The 14,385-nt window shown below is 71.3% G+C and carries 14 protein-coding genes; 10 read left to right on the top strand and 4 right to left on the bottom strand.

The annotated features are described in order from the left end of the window. Positions 1–12: 12 nt before the first annotated feature. The 9 genes from ACQPXD_RS35840 to pspAB all read left to right on the top strand — a co-directional run bounded on the left by ACQPXD_RS35840 (position 13) and on the right by pspAB (position 7,975). On the top strand, positions 13–834 hold the full coding sequence (locus ACQPXD_RS35840; RefSeq protein WP_432825898.1) for an ABC transporter permease: 822 nt from the start codon (positions 13–15) through the stop codon (positions 832–834). Beyond that, positions 834–1,628: an ABC transporter permease gene (locus ACQPXD_RS35835; protein WP_432825896.1), complete on the top strand. Its 795-nt coding sequence runs from the start codon at positions 834–836 to the stop codon at positions 1,626–1,628. Before ACQPXD_RS35840 ends, ACQPXD_RS35835 begins: the two co-directional genes overlap by 1 nt. Then, the gene (locus ACQPXD_RS35830) at positions 1,625–2,593 is read left to right on the top strand and encodes a cyclase family protein (RefSeq protein ID WP_432825894.1); all 969 of its coding nucleotides are present in this window, start codon (positions 1,625–1,627) and stop codon (positions 2,591–2,593) included. The genes ACQPXD_RS35835 and ACQPXD_RS35830 overlap by 4 nt, the downstream gene beginning before the upstream one ends. Positions 2,594–2,630: 37 nt before the next feature. Continuing rightward, positions 2,631–4,175 carry an FAD-binding oxidoreductase gene (locus ACQPXD_RS35825; RefSeq protein ID WP_432825892.1) on the top strand — a complete coding sequence of 515 codons (1,545 nt, stop codon included), beginning with the start codon at positions 2,631–2,633 and terminating at the stop codon, positions 4,173–4,175. 50 nt (positions 4,176–4,225) lie between these two features. Then, a complete protein-coding gene (locus ACQPXD_RS35820; protein ID WP_432825890.1) occupies positions 4,226–4,945 on the top strand; it encodes a GntR family transcriptional regulator in 720 nt (239 codons plus the stop codon). A 481-nt stretch (positions 4,946–5,426) separates the two neighbouring features. Further along, complete coding sequence (locus tag ACQPXD_RS35815; RefSeq protein ID WP_432825888.1) at positions 5,427–6,203, top strand: PspA/IM30 family protein; 777 nt, start codon at positions 5,427–5,429, stop codon at positions 6,201–6,203. Then, on the top strand, positions 6,200–6,478 hold the full coding sequence (pspAA, locus tag ACQPXD_RS35810; protein WP_432825886.1) for a PspA-associated protein PspAA: 279 nt from the start codon (positions 6,200–6,202) through the stop codon (positions 6,476–6,478). The genes ACQPXD_RS35815 and pspAA overlap by 4 nt, the downstream gene beginning before the upstream one ends. A gap of 10 nt (positions 6,479–6,488) precedes the next feature. Beyond that, entirely contained in the window at positions 6,489–7,406 is a 918-nt protein-coding gene (gene htpX, locus ACQPXD_RS35805; RefSeq protein ID WP_432825884.1) for a zinc metalloprotease HtpX, read from the top strand. Beyond that, entirely contained in the window at positions 7,403–7,975 is a 573-nt protein-coding gene (pspAB, locus tag ACQPXD_RS35800) for a PspA-associated protein PspAB (RefSeq protein ID WP_432825882.1), read from the top strand. The genes htpX and pspAB overlap by 4 nt, the downstream gene beginning before the upstream one ends. Positions 7,976–8,059: 84 nt before the next feature. Here the strand turns inward: pspAB and ACQPXD_RS35795 are convergent, their stop codons facing one another. Then, on the bottom strand, positions 8,060–9,181 hold the full coding sequence (locus ACQPXD_RS35795) for a glycoside hydrolase family 19 protein (protein WP_432825880.1): 1,122 nt from the start codon (positions 9,179–9,181) through the stop codon (positions 8,060–8,062). A 224-nt stretch (positions 9,182–9,405) separates the two neighbouring features. Here ACQPXD_RS35795 and ACQPXD_RS35790 point away from each other — a divergent pair, with 224 nt between their 5' ends. Beyond that, positions 9,406–10,113: an MgtC/SapB family protein gene (locus ACQPXD_RS35790; protein WP_432825878.1), complete on the top strand. Its 708-nt coding sequence runs from the start codon at positions 9,406–9,408 to the stop codon at positions 10,111–10,113. Between the two features lie 79 nt (positions 10,114–10,192). Here ACQPXD_RS35790 and ACQPXD_RS35785 read toward each other — a convergent pair whose 3' ends face one another. The 3 genes from ACQPXD_RS35785 to ACQPXD_RS35775 are packed head-to-tail and all read right to left on the bottom strand — an operon-like array spanning position 10,193 to position 14,381. Beyond that, a complete protein-coding gene (locus tag ACQPXD_RS35785) occupies positions 10,193–11,386 on the bottom strand; it encodes a PLP-dependent aminotransferase family protein (RefSeq protein ID WP_432825876.1) in 1,194 nt (397 codons plus the stop codon). Further along, positions 11,383–12,426 (bottom strand): isocitrate/isopropylmalate dehydrogenase family protein, encoded by a 1,044-nt coding sequence (locus ACQPXD_RS35780; RefSeq protein WP_432825873.1) that lies wholly within the window; start codon positions 12,424–12,426, stop codon positions 11,383–11,385. Before ACQPXD_RS35780 ends, ACQPXD_RS35785 begins: the two co-directional genes overlap by 4 nt. After that, a complete protein-coding gene (locus ACQPXD_RS35775) occupies positions 12,423–14,381 on the bottom strand; it encodes an aconitase family protein (protein WP_432825871.1) in 1,959 nt (652 codons plus the stop codon). Before ACQPXD_RS35775 ends, ACQPXD_RS35780 begins: the two co-directional genes overlap by 4 nt. Positions 14,382–14,385 lie beyond the last annotated feature (4 nt).

Raw genomic sequence — 14,385 nt, 5'->3', positions numbered from 1 at the left:
GAGGAAAACGCGATGACCTCGACGACAGCGACAGCGACCGCGACCGCGGTTGCCGGGCGCCTCGGGGGCGGGCTGAACATCCGCCTCCGGCAGGTGCTGGCGGTGGTGGTGGCGATCGCGCTGTGGGCCGCCGTCTGCGCGAGCGGCTGGATCAGCCGGGATGCGCTGCCGACACCGGCACAGGTCGCGGATTCGCTCAGGGAAGCCTTCGCGACGCGCGGCTTCTGGACGGATGTCGGCGAGACTCTGCGCGGCGCGGTCGCCGGTCTGCTGCTCGCGGCGGTGGCCGGCATCCCCCTGGGCCTCGTCACCGGCACCTTCGCCGCGGCCGAGCGGTCGAGCCGCCTGCTGGTGGACATCCTGCGATCGTTCCCCGTGATCGCGCTGCTGCCCGTGTTCCTGCTGGTCATGGGGGCCAAGCCGGAAATGAAGATTACCGTCGTCTTCATCGCCTGCGTCTTCCCGATCTTCCTGCAGGCGCAGTACGGCGCCCGGGACGTGCCGCCGACCATCCAGGAGACCGCGCACAGCTTCCGCATCCCCCGGTTGCTGCGTTTCCGCAAGGTGGTGCTGCCCAGCGCGACCCCCTCGATCATGACCGGCGTGCGGTTCGCCGCCACCACGTCCGTGCTGGTCGCCCTAGGGACCGAGCTGCTGAGCACGCTGCCCGGAATGGGCCACACCATCGCGGCCTCCCAGCAGAACGGCAACTCACCGCGCGCCTTCGCGTACATCGTCGCCGCGGGCTTCGTCGGCTGGACGATCAACAGCGTGTCGGAGCGCCTGGAGCGTCGGCTCCTGCGGTGGCGCCCGCCGGCGAGAGGAGGTGCCTGATGCGGTGGCGCGGTGCGCTGGTCCAGCTGTGGCTGCCGGTCCTCGTGGTCGTCGTGTGGTGGCTCTCGTCCGCCGGCAACACCTCGTTCGGCTTCCCGCCCTTGAAGGACATGCTGACGGCGTTGTGGGACGGCCTGGCGCACGGGGAGCTCAAGGCAGACCTGTGGTTCAGCATCAAGAACACCGTCGCCGGCCTGGCGATCGCCACCGTCGCCGGGGTGATCGCGGGCCTGCTGATCGGTGAGTCCGACGGTCTGCGGCGCGCCACCGGTCCATTGCTCGACTACATCCGCGCGACGCCGACCATCGCGTTCGTCCCGGTGTTCATCCTGTCCTTCGGCCTCGGTTCGACCCCGAAGATCGTGCTCATCGCCCTGGGGTCGGTCTGGCCGATCCTGTTGAACACGATCAGCGGAGTCGCCGGCATCAACCCGGCCGTGAACGAGATCTCCAGCAGTTACCGGATCCCTTGGTGGCTCAAGCTTTTCCGGGTGACGCTGCCCGGTGCCTCGCCGCAGATCTTCGCCGGCATCCGGGTCGCCCTGCAGATCGCCATCGTCCTCATGGTCGTCAGCGAGATCTACGGATCACCCGTCGGGCTCGGCAACTTCATCCTGCAGAGCGGCACCAGCTTCCGGGTCGCCGACACGTGGGGCGGGACGATTCTCATCGGCATCGTCGGCTACGGATTGAGTGTCGCGTTGTTGCTGGTCGAGCACGCCCTGCTCGGGTGGCATTTTCAGCGGGCGCCGCGCGGGAAGCGGGCGCGGCAGGCCATGGCGGGCGCCGCGTGAACGGGCCCGCCGCGGGAACCGGCCGTGTCAAATACGACGCGCTGCCGCCGGCCACGGGCGGTGGCCGCAGCGGATGGCCCGCCGAGGGCGATGCCGCGCGCGACCTGGGGTCGATAGCGCTCCAGACAGCCCGGACCGTCGCGGCCGCGGCCGGCCTGGTCCGGGACGGCAAGGTGTTCTCGCTCAACGCGCCGATCGACGCCTTCGGTCACCAGCAGTGGGGCCGGACCCTGGTGCGGCACGACGTGGTCCACCCGGAGGGGACGCTGTTCTTCGACGACGTGCTCGACCGCTTCGCCCTGCAAGGATCCAGCCAGTGGGACTCCCTCGGACACGTGGGATACGCCGCCGGGCAGTGGTTCGGCGGAGCGACCGAGGACGACGTCCGCTCCGGGCGGCGCAACACGATCGAGCACTGGGCCCGGCGGGGCATCGCCGGTCGCGGGGTCCTGCTCGACATGCAGGGGTTGTGGGCCGACCGCGGCCTCGTCCTCGAGCCGTTCGCGCCGGAGCACTTCACCGTCGAGGACCTCGAGGCCGCCCGGGAGCGGTCCGGGCTGGAGTACCGGTCCGGCGACATCCTGCTCCTGCACACCGGGTTCGCCGCCGCCTTCGGTGAGCTGACGGTGGACGGGCGGACCGCGATGGAGCTGACGTCGCCCGGGCTGGCCCACAACGAAAGCATCTGCCGCTACCTCTGGGACCACGGCTTTTCGGCGGTGGCCTCCGACAACCTGGCCGTCGAGGCGTTTCCCGCCGACTTCTCCGCGGCGGCGGCTCCGTTCGGCGCCATGCACCGGATGCTCATCGGCCAGCTGGGGCTGGCCCTCGGCGAGCTGTGGTGGCTCGCCGGCCTGGTGGACGACTGCCGCGCGGACAACCGATGGGAGATGTTCGTGACCAGCGCCCCGCTGCACGTTCCGGGCGGCATCGGCTCACCCGCGAACGCATTGGCCATCAAATGAAGCTCTGCTCAGGCCACGAAATCGGACAAGGAGAAATATGACGCTGGAGAAGGCGATCGCACGGTTCGAGGACGTCGTCGGACCGGAGCACGTCCTGCGCGGCGAGCGGATGGGGGAGTTCCGCGACCCGTTCCAGCCGGAGGGCTGGGAGGACCACCTGCCCTCGGCGGTGGTCCAGCCCGAGACCGTGGAGCAGATCCAGGAGATCGTGCGGGTCGCGGCGCAGTGGTCGGTTCCGCTGTGGACCAACAGCCAAGGACGCAACAACGGGTACGGCGGGGCCGGGCCGCGGCTGTCCGGCTCGGTGACCGTCAACCTGCGCCGGATGAACCGGATCCTCGAGATCGAGGACGAGCTCTGCTACGCCCTGGTCGAGCCCGGCGTCAGTTTCCTGCAGCTGGACGGCGCGCTGCGCGACGGCGGCCACCCGCTGACGCTGTCGGTCCCGGACATCGGCTGGGGCAGCCTGGTCGGCAACTCTCTCGAACACGGCATCACCTATCTCAAATACGGGCAGGACTTCATGGCGCCGTGCGGGCTCGAGGTGGTCACCGCGGACGGCGAGGTCCTGCGTACGGGGATGGGCGGGGTGCCCGGCAGCCGCACCTGGAACCTCTACCGCCGCGGCCTGGGGCCCTCGCTGGATCAGCTGTTCATGCAGTCGAACTTCGGCATCGTCACCAAGATGGGGATCTGGCTCCAGCCGCAGCCCGAGGTCATCATGCCGGTAACGGTCACCGTGCCGCGTGAGGAGGACATCGTGCCGCTCGCCGACACGCTGCGCCGGCTGCTGCTGGACGGCACGATCGCGGGCGTTCCCTGCATGTACAACACCCCGAGCGCCGCAGCCATGGTGACGCAGCGGTCCGACTGGTACGACGGTGACGGCCCCATGCCCGAAGCGGTCCTCGACCGGATCGGCCGGGAGTTGGGGATCGGGCGCTGGATCGCTCGGATCTCGCTGTGGGGCGACGGGCCGGTGGTCGACCACCGGTACGCGAAGATCCAGCAGGCGTTCGGCGCGATCCCCGGCGCGACGGTGACCGGGAAGCGGACCACGCCGGCCGGCGCCCGCGAGCTCGAGCACCCCTCGGACCGGGTGGCCGCCGGTGTCCCGAGCCTCGACCTGCAGATGATGGCGGGCTGGCGGGCCGGAGCCCGGGGCGGGCACATGGATTTCGCCCCGGTCATTGCGCTGGACGGCGCCGAGCTGCTGCGGTTCCTGCGTACCTTCCGGCCGATGGTCGAGGCGGCGGGGCTGGATTTCAAGAGCGCCATCATGGCGGTCTCGGAGCGCAGCGCGGTCTACGTCAGCGGCGCCAACTTCGGCTTCGACGACGAGGAGCAGGCCCGTCTGGTCTACGACACGATGCAGCGGCTGGTCACCGAGGCGGGCAAGCTCGGGTACGGCAACTACCGGGCGCACCTCAGTGTGATGGACGTCGCCGCCGACCAGTTCTCCTTCAACGACCACGCCTACCTGCGCTTCGTCGAGAGGCTCAAGGACGCCGTCGACCCGCAGGGCGTATTCGCGCCCGGCAAGCAGGGGATCTGGCCGGCTTCGCGGCGCCGGCCGCGCTGATCCATGCGGACCGATACGCTGACGCAGACCCAGGCAGCGGAAGGATGCAGATGAGCGAGACGCTCGTGGAGCCGGCGACAGATGTCTCGGCGGAACTGGTTCGCCTCCTGAAGCTGGAGGAGCGCCGCGAGCCGGCCGTCGCCCAGATCGCGATCTGGGTGGCCACGGGCATCGTCGAGGGCCGGCTCACCCCGGGGCAGGACCTCAACTCCGTCGACCTGTCCCACCGGTTCAACAGCAGCAGGACCCCGGTCCGGGAGGCCCTGATGCTTCTGGAGTCCGAAGGGCTGGTCGAGATCCGGGCCCGCAAGCGGCCGCGCGTCGCTTCCTTCACCCCGCAGCGCGTGCGGGAGATCTACTTTGTCCGCCGTCACCTGCTGGCCCTGGTCGGGTCGCTCGTGGCGGAGCGCGTGAACGACGACGAGATCGAGGATCTGCGCGAGCGCCTCGGGCGGATGCGGGCGGCGGCCAGCGCGGGCGACGTCGACTCGTACTTCTGGGGTCACGTCGACCTGCAGAGCCGGCTCATGACCATCGCCGGCAACCAGACCCTGGCCGACATCCTCGACTCGCTGGCGCTACGGACACTGGTGCTGCGGCACGCCTCGCTGGCCCGGCCCGGCCGCCTGCACGCGTCGGTCGCCGACCAGTTCCGGATCTTCGAGGCCATCGAAGCGCGCGACGGCGAGCTCACCGCGATGCTGCTCTCCCGCGCCACCGACGCGGCGCTGCGCGCCATCGACATGTCGCTGCTCACCGAGCCGATCTGAACTCCGGCCGGCGGGGCGGCAGTGACGGGGGCTCGGCGGCCGAGTAACCGGCGGTCGTTGCGGCTGTCGCGTCCGCCGGGCACACCATCCGATCGGGGTGGCCCGGGGCGGACGAATGTTTCCGTGATCGTGATGTTCGCGGTGGCCGCACACCGGGTTTGCCATGATCCCGGAGACTTGTGGTACACGGGGGTACATCAGCTCTCCGTGATCATGAAAAACCGTTGGTGTCGGTGCCGGTTGTGCATGATCGCGGAGACTTCCGGCCGCTGCGCCGTGCCGCGCCCGCGAGCTCCACGGCCGCCCCAGGCCGCGCGGGACCGATGTGGTGAAAGTTGTGGTCCGGCGGCCGAATGCGCGATTCGGCGCCATCGCCGAAGCAAGATTGGAGGTGGCGCCGGACCGGCGGTGCGCACGGCCGGTTGAACGCATCGGCGTCGTGAGGCCAAGCCGAACGGCATCGAGAGGAAGGACAGGTGTCGTGAGTATTGCTCGCCGCCTGGCCGGTCTGTTCCGGATCAAGGCCAACAAAGCCCTCGACCGGGCCGAAGACCCCCGCGAGGTGCTCGACTACTCGTACGAACGCCAACTGGAGATGCTGACGAAGGTCCGCCGCGGCGTGGCCGACGTCGCCACCAGCCGCAAGCGCCTCGAGCTGCAGCTCGCCCAGTTGCGGCAGGCCGCCGACCGGCTGCGGGAACAGGCCGGGCAGGCCGTCGACCTCGGCCGCGACGACCTCGCCCGCGAGGCGCTGACGCGCCGGGCGGCCGTCGCCACCCAGATGGGGGACATCACCGCCCAGCGCGACGGACTGACCGCCGAGGAGGCCAAGCTCACCACCGCCGCCACCAGGCTGCAGGCTCGGGTGGAGGCGTTCCGTACGCGGAAGGAGACGATCAAGGCCACCTACACCGCGGCCGAGGCGCAGACCCGCGTGGGTGAGGCGGTCTCCGGCATCTCGGAGGAGATGGGCGACGTCGGCATGGCCGTCCAGCGCGCCGAGGACAAGACCGCCCAGATGCAGGCCCGCGCCGGCGCGATCGACGAGCTGCTCGCCTCGGGCGCGATCCAGGACGCCACCGCGACCACCGCCGGCCGCGACGACCTGCAGGCCGCGCTCGACGCGACGCGCGGCGACCAGGGGGTAGACCGCGAACTCGCGGCGCTCAAGGCCGGGCGGCCGGCGCCGGCCGTCGGCGGCCGGTCGGAGCCTCGCGCCGTGGGCGGGGGGCAGTCGGACGAGGAGGCCCAGCGATGATCATCCGGATTCTCGAGGAAGGCCAGTACGACCTGCCGGAGTCCGCGCTGGCCGAACTCAACACGCTCGACGCCTCGGTGCAGGCGGCCGTCGAGACCGGCGACACGATCGCGTTCCGGGCGCGTCTGGGCGATCTGCTCGCCGCCGTCCGTGAGCGCGGCGCCCACGTGCCCGACGACGTGCTGACCGCCTCCGAGCTGGTCCTGCCCGCGCCCGACAGCGAACTGGCGGATGTGGCCGCGCTGCTGGGTGACGAGGGCCTCATCCCGGGCTGAGGAGCAGGCGATGCGTACCCGGTTCCGCCCCGACCGCCAGCTGACCGTGCGCATGGCGTTGACCGTGTTCCTGCTCGGGCTGGTGTACGTCGCGTTCGTCGCCGTGCTGGTCGCGCTGCTGAAGTCGTGGGTCGCGATCGTGGTCATCGCGGGTGGCCTGCTGGCCCTGCAGTACTTCTGCTCCGATCGGATCGCCCTGGCGGCCATGCACGCCCGGGTCGTCGACCCGCAGCAGCAGCCCCGTCTGCACGGGATCATCGACCGGCTGTGCGCCGCGGCCGACATGCCCAAACCGCGGGTCGCCGTCGCGAACTCCGACCTGCCCAACGCGTTCGCCACCGGGCGCAACACCGAGCGCGCGGTGGTGTGCGTGACCACCGGCATTATGCGCCGCCTCGACACCGGCGAGCTGGAGGGGGTACTCGCCCACGAGCTGTCCCACATCGCACACCGCGACGTGGCGGTCATGACGATCGCGTCGTTCCTCGGCGTCGTGGCCGGCATGGTCACGCGCTTCATGTTCTACTCGCAGCTGTTCGGCGGGCGCCGCCGCAGCGGGGGCGACCAGACGTACCTGCTGGTCATGCTGGTCATGCTCGTCTCCGCGGTGGTGTACGCACTGAGCTTCCTGCTGATCCGGGCCCTGTCCCGCTATCGTGAGCTGGCCGCGGACCGCGCCGGCGCGACGCTGACCGGCCGTCCCTCCGCGCTGGCCTCGGCGCTGACGAAGGTGACCGGCGAGATGGCCCGCATCCCTACTCGCGACCTGCGCGCCGCCCAGGCGTTCAACGCGTTCTTCTTCACCCCCGCTGCCGGTCCGCGGCCGAGCCTGTCGACCCTGCTGTCGACGCATCCGAGCCTGCAGCAGCGGCTGGACCGGTTGGCCGAGATCTCGACGGAACTCGGAGAGGCGGCACCGAGCGCATGAAGTTCCTCGACGCGTTACTGGGACGCACGAGACCGGTCCAGCCGGACCTCGACGCCCTGTTCGGGGTGCCGGCCGCGGCCACCACCCTGCAGGCGGCCCTGGACCTGGTCCCGACCGGCGTCGGCGCGGTCTGCTTCAAACCGGCCGAAGGCCCGGCCGCCGCGCAGGCCCAGACCGACTCGATCTCGCTGCTCACCGCGGACGCTGTGGGCAATGTGGCCGTCAGCCAGGACGAGTACCGCTACACGTGGATCGCCAGCCGGCACGAGAGCAGCGACCTGGCCGGCCTGGTCACGGACCTGCACGCGGTGAACAGCACCCTCGCCGACGCCGGCTACGGGCCCAGCCTGCTGTGCACGATCATCGGCTTCGTCGGCGCCGCCGACAACCGCCGGCTCGGCCTGGTCTACCTGTTCAAACGCGGCACGTTCTACCCGTTCGCACCCACCGGGGCCGACACCCGCGACAACGACCTCGAGCTGCAGACCCGGGCCCAGCTCGGCGGCGAGCTTCCCATCGAGACGGACCTCGGCCGCTGGTTCCCGATCTGGACGACTCCGGCCCTGTAAGCGAATGCATTGTGGCGGGGGAGATGCGACGGACCGGTCGCGCCGCGGGCGTGACCGGTCCGTCGACGACAGTGCCCGTCGGCGTCAGCAGGTCAGATTGCCGCCCGCCGGCACGCCCAGCATGCCGACGTACTGGTTGTAGAGGTTCACCCGGTTCTGCACCGCGGGGGTGTTCCCGCCGTTGCACTCGATGCTGTTGATCGCCCGGATGGTGGTGCCGAAGCCCTGCCCGTTCACCATCGCGTTGTGCGAGGTCGTGCCGGCGTTGCCGGTGCCGGTCATCCAGTACCACAGCCCGGTCTGCCAGGAGATCGACGAGTTCGTACCCACCAGGCCCGGGTTGTTCAACAGGTCGACGCCGAGCGCGTCGCCGGCCGCCTTGTAGTTGAAGTTCCAGCTGAGCTGGATCGGGCCGCGGCCGTGGTACGCCGACTGGCCGGCCGGGCAGCCGTAGGGCTGGCTCCAGTCGCAGTAGGTCGGCCAGTTGGCGGTGTTGATCTCGTCGATGTACACCAGATTGCCGGTCTCGTGGCCCACGTTGGCCAGGAACGCCGCGGCCTCCTGGCGCTTGACCGTGTCGCTGCCGGTCGTGGCGAACGCGGGGTACTTCTTCATCGCGTCGGTCAGTCCGGCGTAGGTGTAGAACGGGTTCCGGTTCGGGAACATCTGGTTGAACTGGGCCTCGGTGACCACGAAGCCGCTCGGCGTACCGCCGCCACCGCCGCCCGGGACCGTCCACTTCTGGTTGGCGCCACCGCCGCAGGTCCAGATCTGCAGCGGTGTGCCGTCGGCCGAGCTCACGCCGGTGGCGTCGAGGCACTTGTTGGCCTGGGGGTTGACGATGTCGCGGGCCGCGTTGGCGACCCACTGCTGGGCGCCGGTGCCGTTGCAGTCCCAGAGCTGGACCTTCGCGCCGTCGGCGGTGGAGCCGCCGGAGACGTCCAGGCACTTGCCGAGCGCGCGGACGGTGCCGTCGGTGCCCACGGTCCAGTTCTGTGCACTGGTGCCGTTGCACGTCCACAGCTGCACCTGGGTGCCGTTCGCGGTGTTGGCGCCGGCGACGTCGACGCATTTGCCGCCGTAGCCGGTGATCGCGCCGGTGCCCGCGGCGGCCGCGGTGCCCGGGATGAGGATGAAGGCGCCGAGGACGGCGGAGGCGGCCGCGACGAGCACCCGGCGCAGGCGCGCCGATCGTGATCTGTCCATGGTGATGCTCCTGGGTGAGGGAGTGGGCGGGACATGGACCCTGATCTATTGGGGGCTCTTTTCATATCGCAAATTTGGCTAACTGTAAAGAGTCTTTCCTTTTGTTTGGCCACCCACCACCAGATTCGGTTCGTATGAGGTCGACCTCACCGCCCGCGACGTGCGCCTAGCCGTGCGCACGCCGACCGAATGCCGGCGTCCTGGTCTGGGGCTAGGCTGGCTCGATGGCATTCGGTGACGGGCAGGGCTGGTCGCAGCTGGGCGAGCTCGGCCTGGCGCTGCTGCTGTCCGCGATCATCGGCTGTGAGCGGGAGATCCGGCAGAAGAGCGCGGGGCTGCGCACGCACACCGTGGTCGGGTTCGCCGCCGCGCTGATCATGCAGGTGTCGAAGTACGGGTTCGCCGACGTCATCGGCGACCATGTCGTGCTCGACCCGTCCCGCATCGCCGCCCAGATCGTCTCCGGCATCGGCTTCATCGGCGGTGGCCTGATCTTCGTGCGCCGCGACGTGGTCCGCGGCCTGACCACCGCCGCCATCATCTGGCTGGTCGCCGCCGTCGGCATGGCGGCCGGCGCCGGGCTGTGGCAGCTCGCCGTCGCCGCCACCGCCGGACACCTGGTCATCGTCCTTGCCTTCACCCCGCTCGCGGCCCGGCTGCCCCGCTCGAAGTACGCCCCGTGGCGGCTCCGGCTGACCTACCTCGACCGCCACGGCGTGCTCCGCGCCGCGCTCACCGCCTGTACCGACCGCGGCTTCAGCGTCGCCGAGGTCCACGTCGAACAGCCCCGCCCCGCCGCGGAGCCACCCGTCGTCACCGTCCTGCTCACGCTGACCGGCCGCCGGGACATCGCGCCGCTGACCGCCGCCCTGGCCGGGCTCGACGGCGTCCTCGCCGTCGCCGGCGACGACGCCTCCAGCGGCAGCGCCTGACCTTCCCGCACGCCGGCTCCAGCCCGCGCTGCGGCAGCTCAGAAGAGCCACGCCGGCTCCTTGCCCGCGCTGCGGCAGCTCAGAAGAGCGTGGACAGGCGGGCCATGCCCGTGCGGATGGCGGACGGCTGGTTGGTGATGAACGAGAGGCGCAGCGTCGCCGGATCGGGGGTACCCACATAGAAGGGGGCACCCGGGACGTAGGCCACGCCGGCGGCGACCGCTTTCGGTAGGAGGGCCGCTGTGTCGTGGCCGTCGGGCAGGCGTGCCCAGATGAACATGCCGCCGGCCGGGTGGCTCCAGTGGCTGCCCTCGGGCAGGGCCGCGGCCAGGCCGGCGAGCATGGCCTCGGCGCGTTCGCGGTAGGCGTGGCGGACCGTGGTCAGGTGGGCGTCGAGGTCGTGGGTCGCGAGGTAGTGCGCGGCCGCGGCCTGGTCCACCGTGGACGAGTGCATGTCGGCCGCCTGCTTGGCCAGCGCCACGGCCCGGTGTACCGGCGCGGGCGCGTGCAGCCAGCCCAGCCGCATCCCCGGCGCCAGGAGTTTGGACAGGCTGCCGACCAGGATCGAGCGGTCGTGCACCGCCGGGTAGCCGCTGATACGCGGCAAGCGGGGTGCGCCGTCGAAGCGCAGCTCGGCGTACGGGTCGTCCTCCACGATCCACAGCCCGTGTGCGGCCGCGAGCTCGGCGACGGCCGCGCGGCGGGCCGCGGGCAGGGTGTGCCCGGCCGGGTTCTGGAAGTTCGGCACCAGGTAGATCGCCGCCGGGCGCTCGCGGCGGATCGCGTCGGCGAGCGCCTCGACGACGATGCCCTGCTCATCGGTGGCGACCGGGACAGCGCGGGCGCGGACCGCGGCGAAGGACTGCAGCGCCGAGACGTACGTCGGGTTCTCGACCAGCACCGTGTCGCCGGGGCCGAGCAGCTCGCCGGCGAGCAGCGACAGGCCCTGCTGCGCGCCGGTGGTGATGACGATCCGGTCGGGATCGGCCGCGAAGCCCTGCGACGCCAGCCGGGCGGCGATCGCCGCGCGCAGGTCCGGGTCGCCCTCGGTGGCCGAGTACTGCAGGGCCCGCCGGCCGGCCGTGCGCAGCACGTGGTCGTACGACGCGCGGAGGCCCTCGACGTCGAACAGTTCCGGCGCGGGGAACCCGCCGGAGAACGAGAGGATCCCGGGCGTCGCGGCGAGGATCAGTGAGTCGCGGACGACCGACGAGGTCTCCTGCCCGGCCCGGGCCAGGGCCGGTGGTGGCACGATGCCGACGCTGCTGGTCACGCCGCGCTCCTTCCGTCGCCGGTGGCCGCCGCCAGCCGGTTGGTCACCTCGGCCATGAACCCGTGCGTCGTGCCGTGCCCGCCCACGTCGGGGGTGCGCGCGTCGGTGCGCATCGCCTCGTCCAGACACCGGTCGAGCAGCCGCGCCGGTTCGGCGTGCCCGGCGTGGTCGAGCAGCAGGACCAGGCAGCGGGCCGCCGCGTACGGGTTGGCGATGCCCTTTTCGGCGATGTCGGGCGCGCTGCCGTGCACCGGCTCGAACAGCGCCTGCCCGGTCTCCGGGCAGACGCTGGCGCTGGCGGCGAGTCCCAGCCCGCCCATGAGCGCCGCGCCGATGTCGCTGATGATGTCGCCGAACAGGTTGGGCGCCAGCACGGCCTGGTAGCGCGCCGGGTCGCGGACCAGGTGGTAGCAGAACGAGTCGACGTACTCGTCGGACGTCTCGACGTCGCCGAACCGTTCCGCCTCCCGGTAGTACACCTCGCGCCAGAGACGGCCCGTGTTGGGCACGGCGTTGGCCTTGTGCACCAGCACCGCCCGCCGGCAGCCGAGCTCACGCAGCCGGGCGAGGCTGTAGCGGGTGAACCGTTCGACGGTGTCCCGGGTGTAGACGGACTCGTCGATCGCCACCTGGGCCACGGTGCCCCGGCTGACCGTCCCGCCCACGCCCGAGTAGAGACCCCCGGTGTTCTCCCGGAACAGCTGGATCGTGTCGCCGGAGGGCAGCGGGATCGGCCGATAGTTGACGTACAGGTCGAGCCCGCGGCGCAGGCCGAGCAGGATCGCCCTGCCGTGGGCCATGTCCGGGATCCGCGGATCGCCGAGCGCGCCGAGCAGGACCGCCGTGTATTCGTCGCGCAGTGTGTCCAGCGCACCGTCGGGCAGGCCGGTGCCGGTGGCGAGCCACTCGTCGGCGCCCCAGCCGAAGACGTCGTACCGCACGTCGAGCCCGAACGCGCGGCCGAGCAGGTCGAGCGCGGGCAGCACGGCGGGCACCACCTCGGCGCCGATCCCGTCACCGGGCACCACCGCGATCCTCATCGCGCACCGTCCACATTGAACATATCCTCGACCGAGCAGAGCCGCCCGGCGATGGCGGTCGCGGCGACCACGTAGGGCGAGGCCAGATACACCTGCCCGGGCCCCGAGCGACCGGGGAAGTTCCGGTTCTGCGCGCTCACCGTTATCTCTTCCGGGGTGTACGACGCACCGGGACCCGCGTTGATGCACGCGCCGCACGACGGCGGCAGCAGCCGCGCGCCGACGGCCTCGAACAGCTCGACGTAGCCGCGCTCCCGCGCGTAGCGCATGATCGCCTCGCTGCCCACCTGGATGTAGGCCTCGACGCCCGGTGCGACGGCGGCGCCGCGCTCGCGGGCCAGGGCGAACACGCTGGCGTACATGTCCATGTCGTGCGCCTTGCCGCCGGTGCACGATCCGCCGTATACCTTGTCGACCCGCACCTCGCCGGTGACCGCGTCCAGCCGGATGGCGTTGCGCGGGTCGCCGGGCAGCGCCACCATCGGCTCCACGGTGGACAGATCGATGTGGACGACGGCGTGATAGGTCGCGCCCGGGTCGCACGCCGTGTCTGTCGCTTCGGGGGTACTGCCGGCCGGCGCCCGTCCGGCCAGGAACCGGGCCGTCAGCTCGTCGGGCTCGACGAGCGCGGTGATCGCGCCGGCCTCGACCGCCATGTTGGCGAGCGTGGCGCGCTCGTCCATGTCGAGGCCGGACAGGCCGGGGCCGCCGTAGAGCAGCACGCGGCCCAGGGTGCGCCCGTCGCGCAGCTCGGGGTGGGCGAGCAGGCCGAGCACGAGGTCCTTGGCGCACACGCCGGGGCGCAGCGCGCCGGCCAGGTCGATCCGGATCACCTCCGGCACCTTGACCAGGATCTCGCGGTTGTACCAGGCGTTGGCGATGTCCGTGGCGCCGACGCCGAACGCGAACGCGCCCACCGCGCCGGCCGTGCAGGTGTGGCTGTCGGTGCCGATGACGACCTGGCCGGGGCGGGCGACCCGCTCGACCATGTAGTTGTGGCAGATCGCCTCCTGCGGGCCGACGAAGACCCCGCCGGCCAGCTGCGCGAACTCGCGCTGCCTGCGGTTGAGTCCCTCGATGCGCTGCACGAGCTGCGGTCCGTCGGCCCGGCGGCCGAGCACGGCCGGTGCGAGCGAGAGGTGGTCCTGGAAGAAGTAGCAGCTGCCCGCGTCGGCCAGGACCGCGCCGTCGCCGAACTGGTGCGCGAACATGCCGGCCGCCATCGCGGTCACGTACTCGTGCGAGAACCGCACGTCGGTCTCGATGAAGTACGACTCTCCGATGTGGACCGTGGCGCCGTCCGGCAGCGGGTTGCGCGCCGACAGTCGCTTTTGGACGATCTTCTCCACGCGGTTGAGCGGCCGGGGGCCGGCCCATTCGGCCGGTACCGCCGGCGTGGCGGCCTCGCCGCGGCGGCGGTTGTAGGCGAACAGTCCGCCCGCGTCGATGATGGCGCGCTCCAGCCCGTTGGCCCGGCGCACGAACGCGGTCAGCGGCAGCCGCTCGCCGGCCAGCAGCGCCTCCAGGACGTCGAAGTCGTCGCACGTGATGATGCCGACGTTGCGGCAGTTCTGCTCGTAGATCTTCTCGAACGACCGGGCGAAGACGATTTCGACGCCGGCGTACCGCTCGGCGTAGACGGCGTGCTCGCGCGAGGACCCGCAGCCCTTGGCCGCGCCGCTGACGATCACCTGTGGTGCGAACTTGCGCACGTCGCCCTCGGCGAAGCGGCGGTCGCGCAGCCCGAGGTAGGCGTAGTCGCCGAGTTTCTCGTCGTACCAGTAGCAGCACCAGCCCGGGATGATCTCGTCGGTCGAGATGTTGTCGCGCAACGGTTCCCGGATCAGCTGCCGCGGCGGGACGTCGCACGCGCCGGCGAGCTGGGCGGCGACCAGGTCCGGGTCCTCGGTGACGACCAGCACGCCGCCGGTCAGGCTGACCGTCTGGGCTGACATCGCG

Source organism: Dactylosporangium sp. CA-092794 (assembly GCF_050948465.1).
Taxonomy (GTDB): Bacteria; Actinomycetota; Actinomycetes; order Mycobacteriales; family Micromonosporaceae; genus Dactylosporangium.
The sequence above is the reverse complement of the archived record's forward strand: the minus strand, read 5'-3'. Positions and strand labels throughout refer to the sequence as shown.

What these genes read in the sequence shown, in the direction of transcription:
- ACQPXD_RS35840 (WP_432825898.1), top strand. Translation starts at nt 13, where the DNA reads ATGACCTCGACGACAGCGACAGCGACCGCGACCGCGGTTGCCGGGCGC.
- ACQPXD_RS35835 (WP_432825896.1), top strand. Translation starts at nt 834, where the DNA reads ATGCGGTGGCGCGGTGCGCTGGTCCAGCTGTGGCTGCCGGTCCTCGTG.
- ACQPXD_RS35825 (WP_432825892.1), top strand. Translation starts at nt 2,631, where the DNA reads ATGACGCTGGAGAAGGCGATCGCACGGTTCGAGGACGTCGTCGGACCG.
- ACQPXD_RS35820 (WP_432825890.1), top strand. Translation starts at nt 4,226, where the DNA reads ATGAGCGAGACGCTCGTGGAGCCGGCGACAGATGTCTCGGCGGAACTG.
- pspAA (WP_432825886.1), top strand. Translation starts at nt 6,200, where the DNA reads ATGATCATCCGGATTCTCGAGGAAGGCCAGTACGACCTGCCGGAGTCC.
- htpX (WP_432825884.1), top strand. Translation starts at nt 6,489, where the DNA reads ATGCGTACCCGGTTCCGCCCCGACCGCCAGCTGACCGTGCGCATGGCG.
- pspAB (WP_432825882.1), top strand. Translation starts at nt 7,403, where the DNA reads ATGAAGTTCCTCGACGCGTTACTGGGACGCACGAGACCGGTCCAGCCG.
- ACQPXD_RS35795 (WP_432825880.1), bottom strand. Translation starts at nt 9,181, where the DNA reads ATGGACAGATCACGATCGGCGCGCCTGCGCCGGGTGCTCGTCGCGGCC.
- ACQPXD_RS35790 (WP_432825878.1), top strand. Translation starts at nt 9,406, where the DNA reads ATGGCATTCGGTGACGGGCAGGGCTGGTCGCAGCTGGGCGAGCTCGGC.
- ACQPXD_RS35780 (WP_432825873.1), bottom strand. Translation starts at nt 12,426, where the DNA reads ATGAGGATCGCGGTGGTGCCCGGTGACGGGATCGGCGCCGAGGTGGTG.
- ACQPXD_RS35775 (WP_432825871.1), bottom strand. Translation starts at nt 14,381, where the DNA reads ATGTCAGCCCAGACGGTCAGCCTGACCGGCGGCGTGCTGGTCGTCACC.